Consider the following 23508-nt stretch of genomic DNA (forward strand, 5'->3'; position numbering starts at 1 on the left):
TAATTAAAACTATTCCATCCAGACTACCTTCTCTTCAATCCCTGAATTTCTATTTCCATCCTCAAGTTTGCCATCAAATTTTCCCATGTAGAAAAAACCCAAACACTGCTCTTTTTCCTTCAAATCAAAAAACTGATCCATATATTGAATCATGCCTGGACTACTCCAATAACCACCTATATTTAAAGAATGTGCTGTAAGCCACATATTTTGAACTGCCATCGCTGTTGCAGCAACTTCTTCCCATTCTGGAATGCGTTCTTGAGGATCACGCTCCATACAAATAACTATTACAACGCTGCTTTTTAAGCATTTATCTTTTATTTTATTGTATTTAAATTCTGAAAATTTAGAACTTGTTTTTTTAAATGTTTCAGCAAGAAAATTACCTAACGCCTCTTTTGACACACCTTGTAATACTTTAAATCGCCATGGCTCTGTGCGCTTATGCGTTGGCGCCCAGTTTGCTGATTCTAGTATTTGATGTAACTCTTCTTTTGTAATTGGAGCATCATTATATTGTTCTGGAAATACAGAACGACGAGATTTTATAAGTTGTTGAATCATATTAATAATACTATTTTTTTTATTAAAAATTGTAAGTAGGGTGATTATAAAAATAAAGAAACCTCTCCAATTATTGAAAATTGGAGAGGTTTGTCTTTTACTTTAAATTAAATAGTTAAAGCGTTCCGCGTCTTGCTTGTTGTCTTTCAATAGCTTCGAATAATGCTTTAAAATTACCTACTCCAAAGGATTGTGCTCCTTTTCTTTGAATGACTTCAATGAACATTGTGGGTCTGTCAAGGATGTTGTTTGTAAAAAGTTGCAACAAATAGCCTTCTTCGTCTCGGTCGATTAAAATTCCATGTTTTTTAAGCACTTCAACATCTTCATCAATATCGCCTACACGTTCTAAAATATCATCATAATAGGTATCTGGTACATATAAAAACTCTACACCCCTATCTCTCATTTGTGATACTGTTGCAACAATATCATCTGTCGCTAATGCTAAATGCTGCACTCCCGGACCATTGTAAAAATCTAAATATTCTTCAATTTGAGATTTTTTCTTTCCTTTTGCTGGCTCGTTGATTGGGAATTTGATACGACCATTACCATTACTCATCACTTTACTCATGAGTGCCGTATAATCTGTTGCAATGTCATCATCTGCAAAACTAATTATCTGTGCAAAGCCCATTACCTCAGCATAAAACTTACACCATGTATTCATTTCATCCCAACCTACGTTACCTACAATGTGATCAATAAATTTTAGGCCTACTGGTTCTGGATTGTAGTGAGATTCCCATTTTGTAAATCCTGGAAGGAAAATACCGTTGTAGTTTTTTCGCTCGATGAACATGTGTACCGTTTCGCCGTACGTGTAAATACCAGATTTAATAATATAGCCATCACCATCCTCTTCTCTTGTAGGCTCTAAAAATGGTTTTGCACCTCTTTTTGTAGTTTCTTCAAAAGCACTCGCTGCGTCATCAACCCATAATGCAATTACTTTTGCGGCATCGCCATGTAAGTTTATATGATCATTAATAGGGCCATCTTTAGTAAGCGGCGTTGTCAAAACAAGCTTAATTTTATCTTGTTTAATAACGTACGACACACGGTCTTTCAATCCCGTCTCTAATCCTGCATATGCTTCACTTTGAAATCCAAAAGCAGTCTTGTAAAAATGTGCTGCTTGTTTTGCATTCCCTACATAAAGCTCCACATAATCTGTCCCTAAGAGCGGAAGAAAATCTTCGGCATCACTAAAGAGCTTTTTTAAGCCGTACTCTGTGTTTTGTAAATCTTTTAAATTTTTAATTTCTGCTGCCATAATTTGTAGTTTTAGGCGAGTGACTCGATTATTATGATGCATTAAAATTTCCGAAGAAAACAGTTTTATTGTTGTATAGGCATCACAAAGTCACTTTCTTGATACAAATATCGGAATTTTTAAATTACAATGCGAACGTAAAATTATGTAATGATATTTTAAGTACTTCGGAAATATAAATTAATCGCTATAATTGTTTTCAATTTACATTTAAGCATTTATTTTAACTTTATACGTGTATACACCTAGGCTCTATTCCTACAAATAACTGTTTTTCGTAAGAATATACGCAGTAACGTATCCAAGCCTCTCTATTTCAAGTAACTTTATATTAAAGATAAAATGCTATGAAAAAAATTTACATATTATTATTTGCTTTAATAGCTTGTGTTGGGATGCATGCACAAGAAATGATGGAATCTCCATTTGAACCTAAAGAAGGACCAAGGATGAATTTAGGGAAGCACGTATTTACTATGGGAGATGCAGCTATAGGAAAAACAACCACTAAAAGTTTTGAGTTTATAAATGATGGTACTGAGCCGCTAGTTATTGAAAATAGCACATCCTCTTGTCATTGTTTAATTATTGAAATGCCTAAAGAGGTAGCTCCTGGAAAAAAAGCATCTATGACTTTAAAATTTAATCCAGCGCGTGAGGGAAGTTTTAAAGAAACCCTATACATAAAAACGAATGTTAAAGAAAGACCTATTGTATTAAACTTTGGAGGACTCGCGACAAAATAATGTGAGTATAAGCACTCAGAAATAAAATAATAAATCGGTTTTAAGTTCATTACTTATAACCGATTTTTTTTTACAATTGTTTAACGTTTGCTGTTAAGGTTTGCTAATATTCTTCATTGTTCCTTTTTCTATAACTAAATTTAATTTGGGAACAGTTCCCGATATTTAAATAATCAAAAAACTACACTATGGACGATTCAAAAAAAATACCTGGACAAAAAGAAGAAACTACAAGTAAAAAAGATAGTGCCATAAATAAAAAAGCAAATGAAGCAGATGGCCGCGAAATTAACAATCAGGTGGAACAACGCAGAGAACAACACCAGCCTAGAGATAATGCCTAACTATTAATATAGCTTATATGCTTAGATTAGAAGCATTAGCTACAAAATAAAACTCCCATAATATGGGTAATAATTATGGATAAGAAAGAACAAATTAAAAAAGAAAACACACCTGATAAAGCCGAAAGTTTAAATCCTAAAACTGAGAAAGGACCTCAAAAAGAGAAGCACCAAAACCAGTACGGAGATAAAGACAAAGCTACTAGGGTTCAATAATTAATATTAACTAAACTTGTTTCGGTAAGTTTTAATACCATTTCCGCTCATGCGGAAATTTTATATGAGCGCAAAAGATAAAAAAACACCTATGCTAGATAAAGATAAAAAGAACGAACAGCAGATTAAAAATCAGGATTATCCTGGCGAGCCCAATAGTAAACCTGAAGATACTGAGCCTACAAGCGAAGATCCTAAAAAAGTACCAGAATCAAACGACCCTGCTGGTTATAGCAAAGAAGGTAAGGTTAAAAAATCTCCTTATAAAAAATAATAAAAAACCAACTCAATTGAGTTGGTTTTTTTATGGGGTTAATTTGATTTTTTCAATGTTCTAATCATAGTTAATACGTTCTCTTATTGTTCCATCTGCTCTATGGATAATAACATCTGCTTTTTTTCTTTTAGCAATAATTTTTGCTTTATTTATTGCTGTGCTTTGTTTTCTATGTTTTGATGTAATGCGTTTATTTCCTTCCCGTCGTACTGCCCAGTCATCTTCAAATGGAACCACATGTTGATGCCAAGTGCGTTTTCTTTTATTTAAGCTTTCTAAGATGGTTTCTATAAGTTCAAGAATGATAGTTTTCCAAGAGGATTGTTTTATGTTTTTTGCCATTGGGGGTTTATAATACAGATTAAACATATTTTTTAACTCAAAAATTTTTATTAAAACTATTATTAATCTTTCATATATTTTTTGATATGATTTATCATAAGGATTTTGAAAATTTAAGCCCAAGCACAACGTGTTCGTACTCCGATGCATTAAAATTTTACGCAGTTTATCTGCTTTTTTGAACAGGTTTGCTCTAAAGTATTTTTAGTTACTACTAAATATATTTTGGTTTCTTCCAAATATAGCTTTTCGAGTGGGAGCAAGCAATGTTTTTTTGTGTGGCTTCAGAAATGTGGTGGGGTGACTATAATTTATAAAAATAATTGTAGTTATTATATTTAAAACTTGTCTAGCTAAACGATTTTTTTAATCAACAACAACCTCCCTATTTTAACTATTTACCAACACTTTATTGTTAAATAATGTTAGCATTCAATTAAGTAGCATGGATATTTAATAGCTTGTAATAGAATTACACATCAAACATTTTACTAATAAAAAACTATACGTTATGGAAAAGCCAAATTATAAAGACACGCAATCAAAACACCCTATTCCTCATGCCGAAGGTCTAGGAGATAAAGGGAAACCAAACTCAAAAGAGAATAGAAAAGAACCTATTAAAGGACAAAACGAAGAAGAGTAACAATTTACTTAAGTATTAAATGCTTTCAAAACATGGATTAATTTTCATGGTTTGAAAGCATTTTTTTTTGTTTTAGGGTTTTTTAAATTGCAAATATTTTGCTTGATTGAATTTAACAAATTTTTGTTTTATAAGTTGTTGTTTCATTTTTCGGTCTTCACTTAAGGTATTGCTCACGTATATGTCTAGTTATTTGGGTTTATTTAAATATAGGATTTCGAATGGGAGCGAACATTGTTTTTTGTGGCTTCGGAAATGTGGTGGGGTGGTATTAATTGTAAAACTTAACATAAGTTCTTGTTATTGTTTAATATTTAAAAATTCACAAATTAGACTTGAAAAGATGTATTATAAATTAATAAATTTCAATTAGTTACAAACTAAATATACCCTTTAATGGGTATATTTTTATGTTGGCTATACTATTAAATTTATAACTACTAACCAAAGTATTTACATTATGCATTATTTAAAATACATCAAAATAAGTTTCTTGTTACTGTTTATCAATATACCCGTAATATCTCAAGTCACCATAGAACAAAAAAAAGGGTTGGTAAGTAGGCAGGCTTTCAACAAAAAAATAACAAAAGACTTTAGTTATTTAATTTTAGGTGAAAATTCGCCACAACAAGGTTTAAGTTTAGAGCTCAATGAAAAAGGCAGCAACCTTAAGCTAAGTGGTGTCCTTTTTACTGGTAAAGTGGGGGTGCTAACTCTTGAAGCTGATTTGGCAGCGAGCAACGGAGTGTATTTTTTTGATGAGCAAAATGGAAGTGAGCAAGGAAAAATAAGTTTTAACTTATTCAGGAATGTTTGGTCTAAATCTGGGTATAATGCAAAATCACCCATTGAAGAAACCAAAACCAAATTAGCGACATTACAATTAGTAGTAAAAGCAATTGCAAAATATGATACGCTCAAATCAATTATAACAACTACAATCCCATCGTTGGCAAAAACTGACATTGTAAGACAAGAAAAAGTTGAAACTAAATTACTCACAATATCAAAAAGATATATAAATGACCAACACGTAAAGGGGTATGAAGCAATGAAGGTATTATCAAAAAGCATGTTTGACCCTAAAGATTATCAAGCTAAAAAAAACAGTCGAGTTATATTGCCCAATATAATCCCAACTGGGACAACTAACGCTATAGCTAAAAACCCTTTAGAAATAACAGATTTGTACCGTGATGAAAAATTGATTTCAGATTACATTGAACAACAAAATTATATCATGGAGAAATTAGAAAATGAAATCATTGCACTTGAAAGTAAAGATGCCGAAGCAAAATGGACTAGTACACAAATGATTTTTGTAGGACTGACTCCTTATTATCAACGCGAAAGCTTTAAACGATTTACACTAGATGAGAGTCTTGCATTCTCAAAGATGTTTGATAATGAAACTGGAGATATTTATGGAATAACGGGTTCTTTTAATTTTAATTATGAGAGAGGCAGTTACCAACATATCTCAATTTTACCAGATAAAGTTTTTTGCCGTTTAACAGGTGGGGCTAATAGAGCATCAAATATATCATCATTTAGAAACAGCACTCTCAACCTTAGCAGCTCGTTGGGTAACGATGTGTCTGGAAACCCAATAATTTTTACCAATGATAATGAAGCATATATTGGCGATGCTACTTATGAATATGGCATAGGCAGTACATTTTCAATAGACTTATATTACTATCCATTTCCTCTTCCCGTAGGAGTCTTTGGAAGTTTTGGATATCAATTTATAAATTTTAGCAGTTCAAAAAACATTGATGACAAAGAAATTTCTCCCATGCGAATTGGTCTTTTATTTGATATTAAAAATGCTAAAAAGGATTCACCAATTATTACTGTTCAGGGTTTTATCGACCGAACAGATTTAAGCTTGAGTCCAAATGGAAAAGATGACGATCTCCGTTTTGGGATTGGAGTAGGTTTGCCTATAAATTTTAAATAAAAACTCACTCCACCCCCACAACCCTACTCACCAATTTCCATTTACCATCTACGTTGACACTCTCAGTAACAGTAATCTTACTAGGTCCCGTTTTTTTGATAACGTCTATAAGCTTTATTTTTTTGTGAATAGCGGTATTAATTACAAGTGGCGGAGTAATGAGTTTACTGTTTGCCACGTCGTAAATGTAGAGACTCTTTGAGTTGTCTTTAAAACTCCAAAAACCTATTTCGTCAGCGCCATCACCATTGAGGTCTCTTAGGTTTTCAAGTTGTGATTTATAAGCGTTTTCAACATTTATAGATTTGAGCGTTGAATTACTAAAACGTATGATACTTGTGCACACACCCTCGCAAAAAACTGTTTCAGTATTTTGATTAGCGGTAGCAGTATTTGAACTAATTACTGGCGATTCTACAAACGCATAGTCAGATAATTCATCACCGTTAAAGTCGCCGTAAAGTCGTGGGCTTTTAATGAGTTGGGCATTATTCATTCTATTTTTAGGAAATATAGGCGCGTCTAGATTAACTGCATCTGGCGTTACGCCCTCTCGTAAAATTCTGAATTCTCCATTTTTAAAACTCACCGCTAAAAAAGAAGGATAATTTGCTGTTACACCATTATAAGTAACGCTGTTTATAAACGTAGCTAAATAATTTCCAGCCTCTTTTACAACTGTTATTTCTCCATTTACAATGGTCTGGGCGTAGTCTGGAAATTGCTCAAACAACAGTTTTTTATCCAGCGCCACTTGTTCCTTTGTGCGCTTTTCATCATAATAATCTACCTCATCCATATACTGCTGCTTCAAGTAAGGCGCACGTAAAACTGTGTGATTGGCGTTCCATTGTTGCACAAAGCTCTTGACCTCCTTCTCTCCTTTGGGATCAATTTCATTACAACTAGAAAAAACAAATAACACTAGTAAAGCAACGGCAGAAAAAATCTTCATAAATAAAAATGTTTGGGATTTCAATAGTGCTTAAAGATACTCATAAACCATCAACTACAATCTCAAACCTTACCATCATCTTAACAGAACTCTCCAAACCAAGCGCTTATCTTTATCGTATTATTAGTAGGCATAAAGCCGAAATATTAAATCCATTATACATGATGTTTAAATTATTAGGAGTTCTGTTTTTTATCATTTCATTTACAAGCTGCGCCGTTAAAAAACATGCAGATATTTCATACCTAAACACTCCCGAACTTAAAATTAAAACAGACGGAGAAATCCCGAAGCTAAACGTTTTTAATTCCCGCAACATTTCCGAAGAAAATAAAAGTGTAAAAAAACCCGTGCTCATTTTTGTGTACGGCGGAAACTGGAATACTGGTAGCAAGGACATCTACGGTTTTCTTGGCCGCAATTTTGTAAAACATGATGTGGTGAGCGTATTGCCTAATTATACCTTGAGCCCACAAGCAAATTATGATACCATGGCACGTCAAATTGCCGAAGCTATCAAATGGACACAAAATAACATTGCCGATTATGGTGGTGACCCTAGTCGTATTTATTTAACGGGACATTCGGCTGGTGGACATTTAGTGGCGCTTGCAACGTTAAACCCTAAATATGGGATTGATCCAGCGAGTATTTCAGGAATAATTTTAAATGATGCCGCGGCGTTAGACATGAAGCATTATCTTGAAAACAATCCTCCTACAACTACAGATGACTACCTCACCACGTGGACTAATGAGCCAGCAAAATGGCAGGATGCTTCTCCAGTTTATTTTCTTTCTAAAACGAGCCCACCATTTAAAATTTATTTAGGAAGTAAAACATACCAATCTATCAAAACTGCAAATGCGCGTTTTCTCGAAGAATTGCACAATTTTCAACCAGCGGTACAACCCCAAATTCTGAAGAAAAAACACGTGCCCATGGTATTGCAATACTTTTGGCCTTGGAGTAAGCGATATGATGAAATTGTAGCGTTTATGGGCGTAGTAAAAAAGAATTAAAGTACTATTGAACTACAAGAGAATCACTTGTTTTAGAAGGCAGAGAATCTAAAGAAATTACCATGCTTTTAAGTTGTAATTCTTTAAGATAGGTTGAGTCGCTTGCATAGAAACTTTTTGCTTCATTTGCAGAGAGTTCACTATAAGCTGGGCATTTAAAATATGGAGTTTCATATTCAAAATTTGTAAGCATAGGTCGTGTCCAACTGCTCAAACTCTTAAATACTGAAGCTACCATAGGCATCGCTGTTCTTGCTCCACTGCCTAAACTAGTACTTTTAAAATGTACACGTTTGTCTTGTGTACCCACCCAAGCGCCCACAACAATCTCTGGCGATGCTCCTATAAACCAACCGTCACCATTATTTTGAGTGGTCCCTGTTTTCCCTATAATATTAAACGGTATGTTGTAGCTATTAAAAGACGTTCCGGTGCCTTCTGTTATAACTTCGCCCATTATTTGTTGCAATTGTTTAATGGATTTCTCTGAGGCAACACGCCCTTTATATTTCGGCTTTGCCTCAAATAATACTTTTCCTTCCTCATTGGTTATTTTTTGAATCATATAAGGCTGCACTAATTGGCCACCGTTTGAAATACTTGCGTAGGCGGTCACCATTTCTAAAAGATTGACATCTGCGGTTCCTAATACAATTGAAGGCACGTCTGGAATAGTTGCGGTAATCCCCATTTTTTCGGCTTGTTTTTTCACTTTGGGAACACCCACTTGCATTTGCAACGCCACAGAAATTGTATTTACTGAATTAGCTAAAGCACCATGTACACTATAGCTCCCGCCATAACTACCACTTGAGTTGCGAGGTTGCCAATTTTCGTATTGGGAATAAGTGCGTAATGTGTTATCGTAAAAATCGCATGGATCAATGCCATGCTGGAGTGCCGTGAGATACGTAATAGGCTTAAATGTAGATCCTACTTGTTTAGGAGATTTAATGTTGTCTATTTGTGAAAATCCATAATCAATACCACCTAAATAACCTAGAATTGCACCGCTACGGCTATTCATTGCTAGGATTCCTGTATGTAATCGTACGATAGCACTTATAACGCTATCTTGATAACTTTGCTGCCGAGGTTCAAAACCTTTGTTGACTTCCCAGTATTTTCTTGCAGTTACTTTTTGTAGGTATTGCTCAATTTCTTCGGGGGTTTTTCCTTGGTTTTGCAATTGTTTTACTTTAGGTTGTTGTTTCATCAATTTATTGATGAATGCTTCTTTTCCGCCTTGCGTTGTATTACTTTCCCAAAATTCTGCCATAGATTTTTGAAGACGTTCTATGTTACGCACCATTGCATTTTCTGCATATTTTTGAATGTTGGGTTGAAGAGTAGTGTATATGTTGAGACCGTCTTTTTCTAAATCATAAATTCCGCCTTCTGCAGTAGGATTTTCATTTGCCCATATTTCAAACTCTTTTTTTACAAACTCTTTGTAGTAGCCTGATAGGGATGAGTTTTTTTCTGGTGGCGTATAGTTTAAAACAATAGGTGTTTTTGCTGCTGTCGCCTCCTCGGCAGTAATAGCGGCATATTTTACCATTTGATCAAGTACCGTATTACGGCGGTTTGTTGCGTTAATAGGGTTTCTTCTGGGATTGTAATAAGTGGGAGCTTTGAGAACGCCAACTAGAGTAGCGCACTCTGCTAAATTTAATTTTTCTGGGGTTTTATTAAAAAACCGCTGTGCTGCTTTTTCAATACCATAGAGATTTTCACCAAATGAAACGGTGTTAAAATACAAGAGTAAAAGTTCCTCTTTTGTATAAAGGTTTTCTAGTCTTTTTGCTATTATGACTTCTCGCATTTTACTAATGGGTGTGCTCAAAAACCAAAAGTCTTTTCTGCCAAAAATATTTTTCGCAATTTGCTGGGTTATGGTACTTCCGCCTCCTTTGCCCTGTTGTAGTACTACAGATTTTAAAAGTACGCGCGCATAACTTTTATAATCAATACCAGCATGTTCATAAAAACGAACATCCTCTGTTGCTACAAGTGCTTTTTTTAAATACGGGTTAAGTTGAAGACTGTCTATATTGCTTCTATTTTGCATATAGAAATAGGCGATAGGCTTTTTATCACTTCCAAATATGGTTGATGTAACCGGGTTTTTGAGACTTGCCAATTCTTTTTTATTAGGCACATGACCAAAGAGCCCAACATACGTGAAGAAAAACAATAATAACACAAAAGAAATTCCAGTGAGCACTAGATATCCAACTGTTTTAAAAGGTTTTTTTCTTGCAAATTGAAAACTTAGTTTCAATTTATTTAAGACCTTATGTATAAATTTTTTAGAGGATGTTGGATTCAAATAACAAGAGTTTTTATGGTATTATATTTTGACAAAAAAAATCTTTTTTAAGACAGTGTTGAATTAAAAATATGAAATTTTTTAAACCAATATATTTCCGAAGTAATGATTGTTTGTTTTAAATATAAGATAATTCTAACTAACTCTTGCAACAACACCTCTCTCCCAATCGTGAGTTTCTGGACTAAAACATTCTAAAATAGCATCTGTTCCAAATATGCTACCTTTTGTATTCCTCCCCACTACTGCAATGGGAATTATATTTTTATGCTTTTTTGCAGGGATTATTGTTGCGTCTGGATTTGTCTTTATGCCTAGATCTTTGTGAACTGGTTGTATGAGTTTTTCTTCAATTAATTTTTTAAATATGGAGCTGTCTGTTTGTTGTAAAACAGGAGCATCCATAACAGAATTACACAACATTATTGCAGTTACACTTGTATCATTTTTAGTGATTTCCCAACCACTTTCTACAATATCAACATTAGGGTCGTTTACATAGTTTAAATCTAAAATTGCTGCTTCGTGAAGCGCAATAAGTTGTAATATGCTTTCCATTGGAGGACCATAAGAATATCTTTTTACTTCTTGGTCAATATCGATTAATTGTTTTATTACATCTCCCGAAACCCCGCTAAATGCAAAAAGACGATACATTATAGGTTGTAGATGCCGCCAAACCTGACCTATATGAAAATCTAAAGTTGGCTCAATGTTACCCCAAGCCATTTCAACAGTTTGTTTCATATATTTAACCGTAGGCAATGTGGTATCTAAAATTAAATCATGAGCCGTGCTTGTATCTTGCAACCATTTATTAGCTATTGCTTCCAACTTTGTAACACTAACTTTGTTTGAGCTATTATGACTGTAAATTGTTGCGGCTACATGAGAAAAAGCTTTTAAGATAAAATCACAATTATCTATTTTTTCTGGCTGAAGCAATTTATTTTTTAATGTTAATTCAAACCAATTTTGTTGTGAAATTGAAGGCTCAAAAGAACTATCTACTTTTCTACCGTAGGGTTTGGGAACGCATGGGAGACCATCAAAACTGTAAGGAATTATTTTTTTTACACATCCTTTTTCTGGTATAAATTGTAAATAATTTGACCCTTGCTTCTCTTTAAATTCTCCATATTTATAATTTGTTAATTGCCTAGCTACATCAAGCATTGATAATCCAAATCCTTTTATTGCAACAATTGCATCTTTTAGTTCTTCAATAGCAATCTTCTCTTCATATGGATTATCAATATAAATAATGTGCTTTTGATTTGAATGTGCTTTAAACTCTTTAGTCTCATCACTATCTTTTACTGGCGTATGCCCTATGGTTAACAAACATTCTTCAACGTTAACAGTAGATTTTTCGCTTTTAACAGTCACCACTGAATTTTTAAAAGAAACCTCTGTTACACGCTCTTTATAAATGGTTAAAAAGTTTTCCTTTTTCAAGATGTTATAAATACTTTTTGCACGCTCATTTAAATATTGACCCATTTGTGACCTTGGGGGATAAACATCTTCATCTTGATCAATATTTTGAATTTTATCTTGCAATTTACACCAAGTAATATAAGATGGGAATGAGGGAATTTCTATTGTATTAAATAGCATTTTTTCTCTTCCTTTTAAATTTTGAAGCGCGTGGTCAGATATATTTATGTAATTCGTTTTGGGTTGATTGATTTCCCAAGCTTTTCCTGTGCCTAAATGACTAGAAATTTCATAAATTAAAAAATGAGGTTCTAACTTTGTTTTAATCGAAGAAAGTTCTAAAACTAAATTTTCAAGACATGCTAATCCTCTTGGACCAAAACCTATAATTGCTATTTTCATGTATTAATTTTACAGCATAAAGGTCGGTATAAGGTGCAGATGATTTTTATAAAATCCCGTTAAAAAAATAGCTCTTTTTCATTTCTATAAGTATTAAAAATATACAGAACAATGAGGTAAAGCTGTTTTGATTCTTGCTTGTTCTTGTGGAGAAAAATTATTTTTAGTTAAAATAAGTGTGGTAAGTTTTGGTAAATCTTTTAAATTTTTAGGAAGTATTTTTAATTGATTATTTGAAAGGATTAAGAGCTCTAAGTTTTTTAATGCTATTAACTCTTCTGGAATGGAAGTTAACTTATTATCATTCAACTTCAACGTAGTTAGCGACTCTAATCCATCAATATTTGATGGAATAGCTCTCAAATTGTTATGCTCTATATTAAGTTCTAATAAGTTATTTAATTGTAACCAACTTGCGTCAATTTCATAAAACTGATTATACCCTAAATCTAGCATTTTAAGTGCCTTAAAATTTTCCATATTCTCAGGTAAATAGCTCAATTGATTATTATCAAGTTGCAATACTTTTAAAGTAGTACACTGCGTAATAGCGTCTGGAATGCGCACAAGAGTATTACCACTAAGATGAAGATTTTGTAATTTGTTTAGTGTCCCAATGGCTTCGGAAATTTCTATAATTCCATTATCGGCTAGATCGAGAGAGGTAAGGTTAGACAGTTTGTTTATATCACTAGGAATTGTGGTGAGTCCATTAGCTTTTAAATTAAGTACTTCAAGGTTTTTTAATTGAAATAGTACTTCGTCCCATTGTTCAAAATTATTACGCATTGCGTTTAAAAACTGGAGGGATTCTAGTTTAACTATTTTAGAAGGAATAACAAATAATTGCTGATCTCTTAAATTAAGGTTTCTTGCGTTTAAATCTTTTTCGATTGCTTTTTCAACGTTATAATAAACAGCATCTTTCAATGGATTTGCATATTGCGCATTTGCATTATAAAAAGCCATAGTGGTCATAATTGCTATCGCTACTATAGTTTTAAATATCATAGTATTTATTGTTGTTTTAAAATTTCAGAATAAAAAAAAGACTGACAGTATCCTCAAACCATCAGCCTTTTTCACACTTAACTTAACTTAATTTTTAGTGAGCAACTTGTATGTTGCTATATTTTTACCTACTTGTACTTTAAGCATTAGCATTTGATTTCCTGTCATATATGATGACACATCAAATGTTGCGGTTGCTGCATTTCCATTTGATTGAATGTTGTTTGTTGTCATTAATTGTTTTCCTAGCATATCAAAAACAGTTACACTTACATCCTGATCACCCACTTCGTTCAAAACTATATTTACAATACCACTTGTAGGGTTAGGATATACTACAACATTGTTTTTTAAGGCATCATCAATACCTAGCAACTGTACTAGAATATAGTCATCCTTTAATTCCATTTCACTTTCTCCCGCAATATTTGTTACAACTAATGATGCGTTGAATATCCCCTCATCTAAATACGCTACGGTAGGAGACTGCTCAGTTGATGTTGCTGGAATACCACCTTCAAAAGTCCATTGCCATGATGCAGGATTATTTTGACTTAAGTCTGAAAAGGTGATTGCTGTTCCTGGAGCAGTTTCGGTCACAGATGCTTGAAAATCTGCTATAGGCACTTGCGCTCCTAAGTTTTCTTTTACAGCAAATACAACTGTTGCAGATGCGTTGAACCTTACATCTGTAAATGTTGCGTCTTGTTGTGGTGTATTGCTACCGCTAGGGTGTTGTACAGAGAAGAAACCAAATTTAAAATCTGGGGTGAATGTTAGACCTGTAGGCTCAGACCCATTAGGCATTGAAGCAAATAATTCTACTTTAGGGTTTGCTTGTGTATGGTCTGGACGTACTACCCAAATATAGTTATTACCACCATCTTGTAATACCCAGAGATTTCCTTTATCATCAAATGTAAGATTATCATTACCACCACCCCAACTTTCACTAAATGTTCCGTTTGCTGTAGTAATGTCATAATTTGTACCTCCTACAAATGTTCTAAAATTTGAAACCGTTGTACCATTGTCTGTAAATTTATACACTCTACTTTTCCCTTTTGAAGTAAAATAAATTTCACCGGTTACTGGGTTGATTTCGCAATCTTCAACACCATTAAAATCAGTTCCTCCTAAAGCAGCAGCTGCAGCTGTTACATTATTACGCTCTGCTTTTGTTGTGTTTGGAACTTGAATCCAATGTGCAGATGGCGATGATGGGTCGTTGTTTATTAATGGTGTATCTAATTTTAAAACGTATAAAGTTCCTTGAGAAAGGTCTCCTGGAGTATCTGCAACAAATTTATATACACAATCTGTTCCCCCATCTTCACCATAGTAAGCTGTCACCATATCTTCTGAAACGACTACATTTTCATGTTTCATACGCCCCATTGCCCATAGTTTTTCTTGCCCGTTACCATAGTTAATTACGCGTGCTGTATCTGGGTCAATCTCTACTAACCAGCCTACATCTTGATACCCGTCGTTGTTTTGGTCTCCACCATTAGTTGATTCTTCTGCTGTAATTACAGTTCCCCAAGGTGTTGTTCCTCCAGAACAGTTTCTGGTTGTAGTAACTAAAGCTGTGTTGTATAAATCAACAGGTTGAGATTCATCTAAAACCCATAGCTGTGTGTCTTCATCATAATGAACATCAATTATTGACACTCCACCTGGTGTTGTTTCATGGTTTATTGCCACATACCCTTCTGTGCTTGAGCCTGCAACTGGAACATAACCTGTAAAATCATTATTTCCCGGAACTGTACCCCCACCTATAGTATACTCATCTCCTTGCTTAAATAATAATTGAAATTTGTGCTCTTCTGCAATTATCATGTTTTCAGTTTGACCTGTAGGATCAATTGATGTAAAACAAGCAATATCTCCTTCTTCACACGTAAATGGATCAACTGCTACTTGTGCATCTTGTAGGTATAAATCAAACTTTAAATCTGAACTTTGAGCATCACGATTATGTATTTCAACCGAAATACGATTTATCCCATTAATAAAAGCTGTTTTAGGCACTTCTGTAATAAAATAAGTATTCTCATCATTACCACTAACAGTATTTTCTGCACCAGTTAAATAATCAACAGTCCCTACTGGCATATTGTCTCTTAAAACCTCAACTCCATTTACATATACAATTGCTCCATCATCACGAAGTAAACCAAACTCAACCATGTCTGCCATAGTTGTTAAATCAACCTCTACTTCTTTTGAAAAATATGTAGTAATATATTTATTAGATGCATCCGGTCCAAAAGAAACTGTAGTAGTTACAGGATCTCCATAACCAAAAGATCCAACTCCTATTGACCAAGTTGACACATTGTATGCTCCCGTTGTCCAAGGTTCTGCATCAAGACTCACGCCCGTATCTAAAAATCTCCATCCAGATAAAGCCGCAACTGGGTAAGGTGTAGGGTCAAGTGTTATAGGCACAAAATCTGTAAACATATCAAAACCTAAATCTGAACTTCCAGGAGTTGCTTGATGTAGTTCCACAGCAATTACATTTGCTCCGTTTATTAATAAATTAGCACTGCTAAAAAGGTCAAAATCATTTTCATCACTACCCCCTATTGTTCCAGAAGCATACGTATTATATGTAATTTGACCACCAGGCATATTTGCACGATGGATCTCTACACCATTTAAATACACCACTACACCATCATCAAAAAGAATATTGTATAACAAATCTCCATATTGAGATGCATCACTAATATCAAATTCATACCTAAAATAATAGGTAGGGTATTTATTATTCCCATTAGACCCAAAGTTTAATGTTGTTGTTTCATTTCCATCACCGTAACCAAATTTTCCATTTCCTGTTTGCCAACCACTATCGTCATAATTTGTTTCTTTCCAGCTAGTGCCCAAATCTGCACCTGTATCATTATAACTCCAGTTACTTCCAGCCGCAAATGGATAAGCGCCTGCAATTGCTGTCGTGGTAGTAGTTAAAGTCTCAAACGCTGCTGCTCGTACCGTAAATAATACAGAAAGCACACATATAAAACTTAAAAATAGTTGTTGTTTTTTCATGTTTAATTTTTTTAGATTCTTTTGGTTAATTTTTGTTCCCCAAAACTACTATGACAAAACGCCAATCATGAAAACTCAAGATTACCTGTTTTTTACTAAACTTTTAACCCAGTGTTATAAACGTTACCTCAACATTACGTTACATACATATTAAATACTTGAATGTAAAATTATTTTAAACGCTATATTTCCTCAGCATTAAATAAAATCAACTGTATGGCTTATATCTTCGGAAATGTGACTATTGGGATACTTTCGTTAATTTAAAGAAGAATATTGATTGTAAATCTCTTTAAGAATATGAAAAGAGAAATAGGAAATGAAAGTAAATACTATATAAAAAAGCTATTGTAATTACACTGGTTAATATTAGCTATCAAAAAAATTATTTGATTACCGAAATATCCGTCAATGATTTAAGAAAAGAGATAACGTCGCTAATCTCTTTTTCTGAAAGTGCTAGTGGAGCATCTGGTAACGTTTGATTTACTACATTTAGTCCCATTCCTGCACCACCTCCTTTGTTATAAAAATCTAGAACTTGCTCAAGCGTATTGTAAGCACCGTTATGAAAATAAGGTGCCGTCAAATCAATGTTACGTACCGTTGTTGTTTTAAATGATTTTTCATAAATCCATGCAGCTTCGGCATTAATTCCATTTTTCCATCTTCCCTCGTCGGTATCGATAATGGGTGTCGTTGCATCTGGATTTTCTAACACCCCAAGAATTTCGGTTTCCGAATCAATAAACAAAGGTGGAACTAGTCCTGAAAATGTAGGTGCAAAATGGCACGTTGCACATGCACCTTTTCCCATAAAAATATTAAATCCGTTTTTAACGTCATCACCAATCTGGTCAATTTCTCCACGCACATATTTATCAAACGGGCTATTGAACGACTGTAACGACAGCACGTAACTCGCTAGTGCACTTGCTATTTTTTGTCTTGAAACAGTGGGAGTATCAAATGCTTTTTTGAATGTATCCTTATACGATGGCATATTGTTTAATGATGCCAACAATTGGGAATAATCAGTATCAAATTCGTCACTATTAAAGATAACATGCTCTGCTTGTTGTTCTAAATTAAATGCTCTTACATCGTAGAAAAAACGCTCAGCGTAAACAGCGTTCAATAAGGTAGGAGAATTGCGGAGCACGTTTTTCCCATCAATATTGCTCATTGAAGTCTTGAGTCCATCTGTAAAAGCTAGCTCAGGTTTATGGCATGTAGCGCAACTCATTTCTTTATTATTACTCAGCGAGGTATCATAAAAAAGTGCTTCTCCCAGTTGGCGTAGCGCAGGACTATCTTCTTCTTCATTTAATTGTGTAAAAAAATAAGGGTTTAAAAAATTTGTTGCAAAAATACTTTTGCTGTTTGGATTCCAAGCTGTAGCTTTTTTAATGCTTCCTTTTGATTTTTCTTCGGAAATATTACCCAATAATTTATATAGAGGATCTATTGATTGCGTTAAAAATTTAAGTCTATCAAAATTATCAAAAGAATTATTCTCATTTATTTGAGCGATGGCACGGGTGATGATGTTGTTTATTTCAGACTTATTCCTTCTCGAAATTATAGTTGATTGCCCTATTAATTGATTGATCGATTGTAATGAAATAGAGGCTTCCTCTAAACCATTTGCTGAACCTGGAGTGTCAAAGCCTGTAATGCTCAACGTAAAAATTCGTACTAACTGCATTCTCGAAGCTGAGATTAATATTTTTGTTGATGGTTTTGAACGCTTTAAAGTTTGTGCAATGGAGTTGTAATTTGCTTTTAACTTTTTAGTAAGCGCAGCTATTTTTACTTTATCTAGTGATGGATTATCCGCATAAATGAGTTCATCTAAAACCTGAAGACCTTCTGGCGGAACGACCGTGGGCTGATTTCCAGATTTTTTTGTCTTTAATAAAGGAGCTCCATTGAGGCGCGTATTTGCATATTTAGGATATAAGTATGCTATATAAATTTCTATTTTTTTATAAGCATTACGTGCATTTGTAAGTGTTCTTTGCAAAGAATCTGCACTAACATTATCTCGTTGAAATGCTGCTGCTACACTGTTTAGAGCTTCAATTTTGTTTTCAGCATCATTATAAAAGTCTTTAATTGTAAGTGGCTTTTTACTATACGAAGAAGATCTAGGGATACAATTGACAAATAGTGATGCAGTACAAATAGTTATTAAAACAATTAGTACAGGGTTTAATTTAAACATGGAATGCTGTTTTAAAAGCAAACCTATTGAATTAGTACAAGTAGATTGTTAGGTAAGTATTACGAAACTATTAACTGTATACTTATTTTATAAGATAATAGCGTGTAACCTTAAAGGCAAATTTTTAAAAAATATTAATCTCTCAACAAAATATGCTAACCGTCTGTTTTTTCTTTTTGAAGTGAGATATAGAAAGTTGTTCCTTTGTCGACTTCACTTTCTACGGTAACGTTACCTCCCATTGCTTCTATTTGGTTTTTTGTAATAAACAACCCAAGACCCCTTGCATCTTTGTGTCTATGGAAAGTTTTATACATCCCGAAGAGTTTTTTACCATGAGCTTGTAGGTTAATTCCAAGACCATTGTCTTCTATATGTAACACAATAAAATCTTCTTTCTGTACTGCATTTATTGTAATTACAGGAGGCCTATCTAAAGATTTATACTTTATAGCGTTTGTAAAAAAGTTTAATAAAATACTATCCAAATATGCGGGAATTGCAGAAACAATAAGTGTATCATTAATGTTATTAATTATTGTTACTGAGCTATCTATAATGAGTGAATTAATATTTGAAATAGCATTTTTTATATAATAGCTTAAATTAAGATTAACAAGATTGATTTCTGTTTTAGTATTTAAAACTGCTACTTCATTAAGGTTTTGTACAGTTTCACTTAATTGAGTTATTGCACTTTTCAATAAAGGGAATAATTCATTTTCAGTCACTTCAGGGAGGTCAATTTGCATTAAATTTGAGAGCATTTGAAGGTTACCTGTATGTGATCTCAAATTATGCGATACAATATGTGCAAAATTTAAAAGGCGGTCATTTTGATCTTTAGTAACCTCTAACAAATCTGTTACTTTCTTTTCCGATTTTTTTATACTAGTAATATCATTAATTTGAGATACAAAATGAAGAGGTACTCCCTCATCATCTTTTACTACTGCAACTGTTAATATAGTCCATATAACACTTCCATTTTTATGAATAAAGCGTTTCTCAATTTCATAACCATCTAAGTTTCCTGCTAATGCCTCACCTAAAAGTATTTCGTCATTTTCAAGGTCTTCTGGGTGTGTAAAATCTGGATACCGTAGTTTTAAAAATCCTTCCTTAGTATACCCTAGCATATTACATAGGCTATCATTTACTCTAAGCCATTTTGTATCCATGCCCACTAGAGCCATACCCACACCTGCAAAGTCAAATGTTTTTCTAAATTTTTTCTCAGTATTTGCTAGATTTTGTATTGCTCGAGTTTTTTCATCTATATCCTGAAAAACACCATACACTCTAGTGCAAACCCCTTTTTCCATTACAGGAACACCTATCGCGCGAATCCATTTTTCAATTTTATCAACTGTAACGATTATTAATTCTGCGTCAAAACCCACTCCTTCAGTAGCACATTTTGTAAATAATGCAGTTAACTTATCACGGTGAAAACCTTCTTTATAAAAATGTATTCCAGTCTCTAACTCTGGCTCATAATCATTATCTAAACCATGAATTTTTTTTGTTACATTACTCCAATTTACTTTATTAGTTGCTAAATTAACCTCCCAAGTACCTATCGAGGCTACTTCATTTGTTTTATTAAGTAACTCTTCATATTTACTTGAAAGTAACTCCTTATTTTTTTTTTCATTAATATTTTGTGCATAACCTACCAACCATTCAGGCTTGTTGTCTTTTGTATGGCTAATAACTTCGCAATGATTTTCTACCCAAATCCATTTTTTTTCATGGTCAAGCATTCTAAATTCAAAACATCTATTATTCGGAATATATTCTGAAAAAGGAAGGTTTAAAAAATCAAACAATTCCTTATCTCTTGGATGTACAAATTGAAGCATATCATTAATAGTATCTGCTTGATCTGTTTCTAATACATTAGAATCGTAACCAATCATTTCTAATAATGAGTCATCAATTATAAGCTCATGTGTTATAAAATTATATTTCCATATTCCTACAGAAAGTAATGATAAAAATTTATTGTGAATAATGGAATTAGACAGACCAACTGCTTTTTTTGAGGATGAGGATATAAGCTCTTGCATTAAATCGGGGGGATTAATAAAGTAGGTAACAACAAATATAACGTTTAATCGATTAAACAATACGCTTAATCTGATTTTTAACATTTTCCTAGTTATATACTAACAAAAACTGGGAAGTACGGTTATAAAACTACTGAAAACAAAAAAAGCCCATCCATTTGGATAAGCTTCTCATCGGTCTAATTTATTAAACCACAAAGTATTAAAACCTTTTAATACTTCAACACAACATTATAATTGCGGTCTGGACGAGACTCGAACTCGCGACCCCCTGCGTGACAGGCAGGTATTCTAACCAACTGAACTACCAGACCGTGCTACTATTTTAAAGACTTTACTAGCATGTCTTTGCTAATATTGCTATTAGCGAGGGCAAATATAAGACTACTTTGAATATCTGCAAACAATTATTTTAAAAAAAAGAAGTTTTTTTTCAGATAGGTTATTTTATCCCTGAAAATCAAGCTAATTGCTCAAAAAAATATTAACCAAACTTTCCACGCTCTACTAAATATGCTGTCAATATTTTATTAAAATGCTCATTTATGTTCACAGGTACATATTTGATACGGTATTGACCACATTTAACAGCTAGTTCATCAAAATAGCTTTTAACGGCAGTTTCATAGTTTTCTTTAATATTATCAGCGTATACATTTACATGTTCACCTGTTTCAACATCAATAAAACGCTTAGGGCGATTATTAAAATCAAATTTTAATTCTTTATCCTTATCATATGTATGGAACAATACCACTTCGTGTTTATTATATTTTAAATGTTGCAGTGCTTCAAATAATTTTTCCTCTTCGGTATCGCTTTGAAACATGTCTGTAAATAAAAAAACGAGGCTTCGGCGTTTTAGCTTTTCAGCAATTAAGTGTAAGTGTGAATATGTTTTAGTCTGCACTTCTTTACGTGATTGTAATAATGCATTATTAAGTTGTTGCAAAAGCATTTGATGATGGCGTTCACTTCCCTTTTCACCTGAGTAAAACTCATAGGTATCACTATAAATACTCAATCCTACTGCATCACGTTGGCGTTTTAATAGGTTCATAATTGCTGCACCAGCTAATGCTGAAAAACCTATCTTATTTAAAGAGTCTATTGAAAAATCTTTTTTTGAAGGATAATGCATTGAACTACTATTATCAACTATTAAATGACAACGTAAGTTTGTTTCCTCTTCATATCGCTTGGTGTACAATTTGTCTGTCTTAGCATATAATTTCCAGTCAATGTGCTTTGTACTTTCGCCATTATTGTAAATTTTATGCTCCGCAAACTCTGCTGAAAACCCGTGAAATGGAGATTTATGTAATCCAGAAATGAACCCCTCGACTACTTGATTAGCGAGTAACTCAAGGTTTTTAAACCCTGTAATTTCGTTTATTTCTTTTTCTAATTCCATATTTTAGGTATAATCAATAGCTATTTATCCTCAGTAAGGTATGGCATATAATAGAAATCAACTATTCCATTACTCCATCAACGATACCATATTTTACACTCTCATCTGCATCCATCCAATGATCACGATTAAAATCTTTCATTACCTTATCATAATCTTGACCACAGTTTTCTGCAAGAATACGTGCACTTAATTCTTTAGTTTTTAAAATTTCTTGTGCTGTGATTTCAATATCACTGGCTTGACCTCTTGCACCACCACTAGGTTGGTGAATCATAACACGCGCATTAGGCTGGATAAAACGACGTCCTTTTTCTCCTACACTTAATAAAATACTCCCCATACTTGCAGCGAGTCCTGTACAAATAGTTGATACTGGACTTTTAATATTTTTAATAGTATCATACATTGAGAAACCACTTGTCACGTATCCTCCAGGACTATTGATATAAAGCTTAATTTCATCATGATTTATTGAATCTAAATACATTAATCTGTCAACTACGTGTCTTGCGCTTTTATCATCAACTTGTCCCCACAAAAAAATAGTGCGGTCCTCTAGTTGTTGATTTTCTATTTTATCCTGTGCTTTTTGTTTTTTTTCTGTGCTCATATTCATCATCCGCATAACGGATGTCTCTTTTAATTAATTCTATATTCTTTTTTTAATCTTTTTGGAATTTTTAAAATCCCGCTACCCAAAGATAACAAAATTATATGCCTTTCATTCATCCTAAAATAGTTGAAACCTATGTTATATTTCCGCAGAAAGCTTGAAAACAATTCATAAAAAAAGACTCAGCAAAATGCTGAGTCTTTCGTTAATCAATTTGCTTAAATGACTATAAAAGTGAGTCAATTGCCTCTGCGTATGTAGCTTTTTGAGCAACACCTACTTGGCGCCCTACCAACTCTCCGTTATTAAAAATCAATACTGTTGGTATATTTCTTACTCCATATTTTGCAGCAAACTCTTGGTTTGCATCGACATCCATTTTACCAACAACTGCTTTTCCTTCATAGTCATTGCTTAACTCGTCAATGATAGGTCCAACCATGCGGCAAGGTCCACACCAAGCTGCCCAAAAGTCAACCATTACTGGTTTATCACTTTTTAATACTGTTTCTTCAAATGTTGCGTCTGTTATTTCTAAAGCCATAATTTTTATTTTTTAATTTGACCG

Annotated in this window: 20 protein-coding genes and 1 tRNA gene; 7 read left to right on the forward strand and 14 right to left on the reverse strand. The window is 33.4% G+C overall.

The window, feature by feature from the left end; translation table 11 throughout:
* Nucleotides 1–9: 9 nt before the first annotated feature.
* Together GB234_RS00180 and hppD are read right to left on the reverse strand one after the other, a co-directional pair.
* The gene (locus tag GB234_RS00180; RefSeq protein WP_151892490.1) at nucleotides 10–567 is read right to left on the reverse strand and encodes a nitroreductase family protein; all 558 of its coding nucleotides are present in this window, start codon (nucleotides 565–567) and stop codon (nucleotides 10–12) included.
* A gap of 115 nt (nucleotides 568–682) precedes the next feature.
* A complete protein-coding gene (gene hppD, locus GB234_RS00185) occupies nucleotides 683–1846 on the reverse strand; it encodes a 4-hydroxyphenylpyruvate dioxygenase (RefSeq protein WP_151892491.1) in 1164 nt (387 codons plus the stop codon).
* Nucleotides 1847–2193: 347 nt separating this feature from the next.
* Here hppD and GB234_RS00190 point away from each other — a divergent pair, with 347 nt between their 5' ends.
* From GB234_RS00190 to GB234_RS00195, 4 genes are all read left to right on the forward strand, one after another.
* The gene (locus GB234_RS00190; RefSeq protein WP_151892492.1) at nucleotides 2194–2592 is read left to right on the forward strand and encodes a DUF1573 domain-containing protein; all 399 of its coding nucleotides are present in this window, start codon (nucleotides 2194–2196) and stop codon (nucleotides 2590–2592) included.
* A gap of 188 nt (nucleotides 2593–2780) precedes the next feature.
* Nucleotides 2781–2936, forward strand: coding sequence for a hypothetical protein (locus tag GB234_RS15000; protein ID WP_172966815.1), 156 nt, complete (start codon nucleotides 2781–2783; stop codon nucleotides 2934–2936).
* 75 nt (nucleotides 2937–3011) lie between these two features.
* Nucleotides 3012–3152, forward strand: coding sequence for a hypothetical protein (locus GB234_RS15005; protein WP_172966816.1), 141 nt, complete (start codon nucleotides 3012–3014; stop codon nucleotides 3150–3152).
* A 64-nt stretch (nucleotides 3153–3216) separates the two neighbouring features.
* Nucleotides 3217–3426: a hypothetical protein gene (locus GB234_RS00195; RefSeq protein WP_172966817.1), complete on the forward strand. Its 210-nt coding sequence runs from the start codon at nucleotides 3217–3219 to the stop codon at nucleotides 3424–3426.
* Nucleotides 3427–3486: 60 nt separating this feature from the next.
* Here GB234_RS00195 and GB234_RS00200 read toward each other — a convergent pair whose 3' ends face one another.
* The gene (locus tag GB234_RS00200; RefSeq protein WP_151892494.1) at nucleotides 3487–3771 is read right to left on the reverse strand and encodes a DUF2188 domain-containing protein; all 285 of its coding nucleotides are present in this window, start codon (nucleotides 3769–3771) and stop codon (nucleotides 3487–3489) included.
* 511 nt (nucleotides 3772–4282) lie between these two features.
* Between GB234_RS00200 and GB234_RS15240 the strand changes: the two genes are divergently transcribed.
* Together GB234_RS15240 and GB234_RS00205 are read left to right on the forward strand one after the other, a co-directional pair.
* A complete protein-coding gene (locus GB234_RS15240; protein WP_262714097.1) occupies nucleotides 4283–4417 on the forward strand; it encodes a hypothetical protein in 135 nt (44 codons plus the stop codon).
* A gap of 460 nt (nucleotides 4418–4877) precedes the next feature.
* A complete protein-coding gene (locus GB234_RS00205; protein WP_151892495.1) occupies nucleotides 4878–6383 on the forward strand; it encodes a hypothetical protein in 1506 nt (501 codons plus the stop codon).
* Between the two features lie 4 nt (nucleotides 6384–6387).
* Here the strand turns inward: GB234_RS00205 and GB234_RS00210 are convergent, their stop codons facing one another.
* Nucleotides 6388–7338: a hypothetical protein gene (locus GB234_RS00210; RefSeq protein ID WP_151892496.1), complete on the reverse strand. Its 951-nt coding sequence runs from the start codon at nucleotides 7336–7338 to the stop codon at nucleotides 6388–6390.
* Between the two features lie 8 nt (nucleotides 7339–7346).
* On the opposite strand from GB234_RS00210, the gene GB234_RS00215 reads away from it, so the two are divergent.
* Complete coding sequence (locus GB234_RS00215) at nucleotides 7347–8360, forward strand: alpha/beta hydrolase (RefSeq protein WP_308645048.1); 1014 nt, start codon at nucleotides 7347–7349, stop codon at nucleotides 8358–8360.
* 4 nt (nucleotides 8361–8364) lie between these two features.
* Here GB234_RS00215 and GB234_RS00220 read toward each other — a convergent pair whose 3' ends face one another.
* From GB234_RS00220 to trxA, 10 genes are all read right to left on the reverse strand, one after another.
* Entirely contained in the window at nucleotides 8365–10644 is a 2280-nt protein-coding gene (locus GB234_RS00220) for a transglycosylase domain-containing protein (protein WP_235906030.1), read from the reverse strand.
* 183 nt (nucleotides 10645–10827) lie between these two features.
* Nucleotides 10828–12534, reverse strand: a complete 1707-nt coding sequence (locus GB234_RS00225; RefSeq protein ID WP_151892497.1) for an FAD/NAD(P)-binding protein — start codon at nucleotides 12532–12534, stop codon at nucleotides 10828–10830.
* 93 nt (nucleotides 12535–12627) lie between these two features.
* Entirely contained in the window at nucleotides 12628–13545 is a 918-nt protein-coding gene (locus tag GB234_RS00230) for a leucine-rich repeat domain-containing protein (protein ID WP_151892498.1), read from the reverse strand.
* Nucleotides 13546–13632: 87 nt separating this feature from the next.
* The gene (locus tag GB234_RS00235; RefSeq protein ID WP_151892499.1) at nucleotides 13633–16611 is read right to left on the reverse strand and encodes an alkaline phosphatase PhoX; all 2979 of its coding nucleotides are present in this window, start codon (nucleotides 16609–16611) and stop codon (nucleotides 13633–13635) included.
* Between the two features lie 385 nt (nucleotides 16612–16996).
* Nucleotides 16997–18838 carry a cytochrome-c peroxidase gene (locus GB234_RS00240; RefSeq protein ID WP_151892500.1) on the reverse strand — a complete coding sequence of 614 codons (1842 nt, stop codon included), beginning with the start codon at nucleotides 18836–18838 and terminating at the stop codon, nucleotides 16997–16999.
* Nucleotides 18839–18993: 155 nt separating this feature from the next.
* A complete protein-coding gene (locus GB234_RS00245; RefSeq protein WP_151892501.1) occupies nucleotides 18994–20994 on the reverse strand; it encodes a sensor histidine kinase in 2001 nt (666 codons plus the stop codon).
* Nucleotides 20995–21150: 156 nt separating this feature from the next.
* Nucleotides 21151–21224 (reverse strand) — tRNA-Asp (locus GB234_RS00250).
* A 170-nt stretch (nucleotides 21225–21394) separates the two neighbouring features.
* Entirely contained in the window at nucleotides 21395–22324 is a 930-nt protein-coding gene (locus tag GB234_RS00255) for a DUF58 domain-containing protein (RefSeq protein ID WP_151892502.1), read from the reverse strand.
* Between the two features lie 61 nt (nucleotides 22325–22385).
* The gene (locus GB234_RS00260; protein WP_151892503.1) at nucleotides 22386–22937 is read right to left on the reverse strand and encodes a ClpP family protease; all 552 of its coding nucleotides are present in this window, start codon (nucleotides 22935–22937) and stop codon (nucleotides 22386–22388) included.
* Nucleotides 22938–23166: 229 nt separating this feature from the next.
* Entirely contained in the window at nucleotides 23167–23484 is a 318-nt protein-coding gene (gene trxA / locus GB234_RS00265; protein ID WP_151892504.1) for a thioredoxin, read from the reverse strand.
* Nucleotides 23485–23508 lie beyond the last annotated feature (24 nt).

Origin of the sequence: Patiriisocius marinistellae, from assembly GCF_009014635.1 — a bacterium.
In the GTDB taxonomy this organism is placed as follows: domain Bacteria; phylum Bacteroidota; class Bacteroidia; order Flavobacteriales; family Flavobacteriaceae; genus Patiriisocius; species Patiriisocius marinistellae.

What these genes read in the sequence shown, in the direction of transcription:
- GB234_RS00180 (WP_151892490.1), bottom strand. Translation starts at nt 567, where the DNA reads ATGATTCAACAACTTATAAAATCTCGTCGTTCTGTATTTCCAGAACAA.
- hppD (WP_151892491.1), bottom strand. Translation starts at nt 1,846, where the DNA reads ATGGCAGCAGAAATTAAAAATTTAAAAGATTTACAAAACACAGAGTAC.
- GB234_RS00190 (WP_151892492.1), top strand. Translation starts at nt 2,194, where the DNA reads ATGAAAAAAATTTACATATTATTATTTGCTTTAATAGCTTGTGTTGGG.
- GB234_RS15000 (WP_172966815.1), top strand. Translation starts at nt 2,781, where the DNA reads ATGGACGATTCAAAAAAAATACCTGGACAAAAAGAAGAAACTACAAGT.
- GB234_RS15005 (WP_172966816.1), top strand. Translation starts at nt 3,012, where the DNA reads ATGGATAAGAAAGAACAAATTAAAAAAGAAAACACACCTGATAAAGCC.
- GB234_RS00195 (WP_172966817.1), top strand. Translation starts at nt 3,217, where the DNA reads ATGAGCGCAAAAGATAAAAAAACACCTATGCTAGATAAAGATAAAAAG.
- GB234_RS00200 (WP_151892494.1), bottom strand. Translation starts at nt 3,771, where the DNA reads ATGGCAAAAAACATAAAACAATCCTCTTGGAAAACTATCATTCTTGAA.
- GB234_RS15240 (WP_262714097.1), top strand. Translation starts at nt 4,283, where the DNA reads ATGGAAAAGCCAAATTATAAAGACACGCAATCAAAACACCCTATTCCT.
- GB234_RS00205 (WP_151892495.1), top strand. Translation starts at nt 4,878, where the DNA reads ATGCATTATTTAAAATACATCAAAATAAGTTTCTTGTTACTGTTTATC.
- GB234_RS00210 (WP_151892496.1), bottom strand. Translation starts at nt 7,338, where the DNA reads ATGAAGATTTTTTCTGCCGTTGCTTTACTAGTGTTATTTGTTTTTTCT.
- GB234_RS00215 (WP_308645048.1), top strand. Translation starts at nt 7,347, where the DNA reads ATGTTTGGGATTTCAATAGTGCTTAAAGATACTCATAAACCATCAACT.
- GB234_RS00225 (WP_151892497.1), bottom strand. Translation starts at nt 12,534, where the DNA reads ATGAAAATAGCAATTATAGGTTTTGGTCCAAGAGGATTAGCATGTCTT.
- GB234_RS00230 (WP_151892498.1), bottom strand. Translation starts at nt 13,545, where the DNA reads ATGATATTTAAAACTATAGTAGCGATAGCAATTATGACCACTATGGCT.
- GB234_RS00235 (WP_151892499.1), bottom strand. Translation starts at nt 16,611, where the DNA reads ATGAAAAAACAACAACTATTTTTAAGTTTTATATGTGTGCTTTCTGTA.
- GB234_RS00240 (WP_151892500.1), bottom strand. Translation starts at nt 18,838, where the DNA reads ATGTTTAAATTAAACCCTGTACTAATTGTTTTAATAACTATTTGTACT.
- GB234_RS00245 (WP_151892501.1), bottom strand. Translation starts at nt 20,994, where the DNA reads ATGTTAAAAATCAGATTAAGCGTATTGTTTAATCGATTAAACGTTATA.
- GB234_RS00255 (WP_151892502.1), bottom strand. Translation starts at nt 22,324, where the DNA reads ATGGAATTAGAAAAAGAAATAAACGAAATTACAGGGTTTAAAAACCTT.
- GB234_RS00260 (WP_151892503.1), bottom strand. Translation starts at nt 22,937, where the DNA reads ATGAGCACAGAAAAAAAACAAAAAGCACAGGATAAAATAGAAAATCAA.
- trxA (WP_151892504.1), bottom strand. Translation starts at nt 23,484, where the DNA reads ATGGCTTTAGAAATAACAGACGCAACATTTGAAGAAACAGTATTAAAA.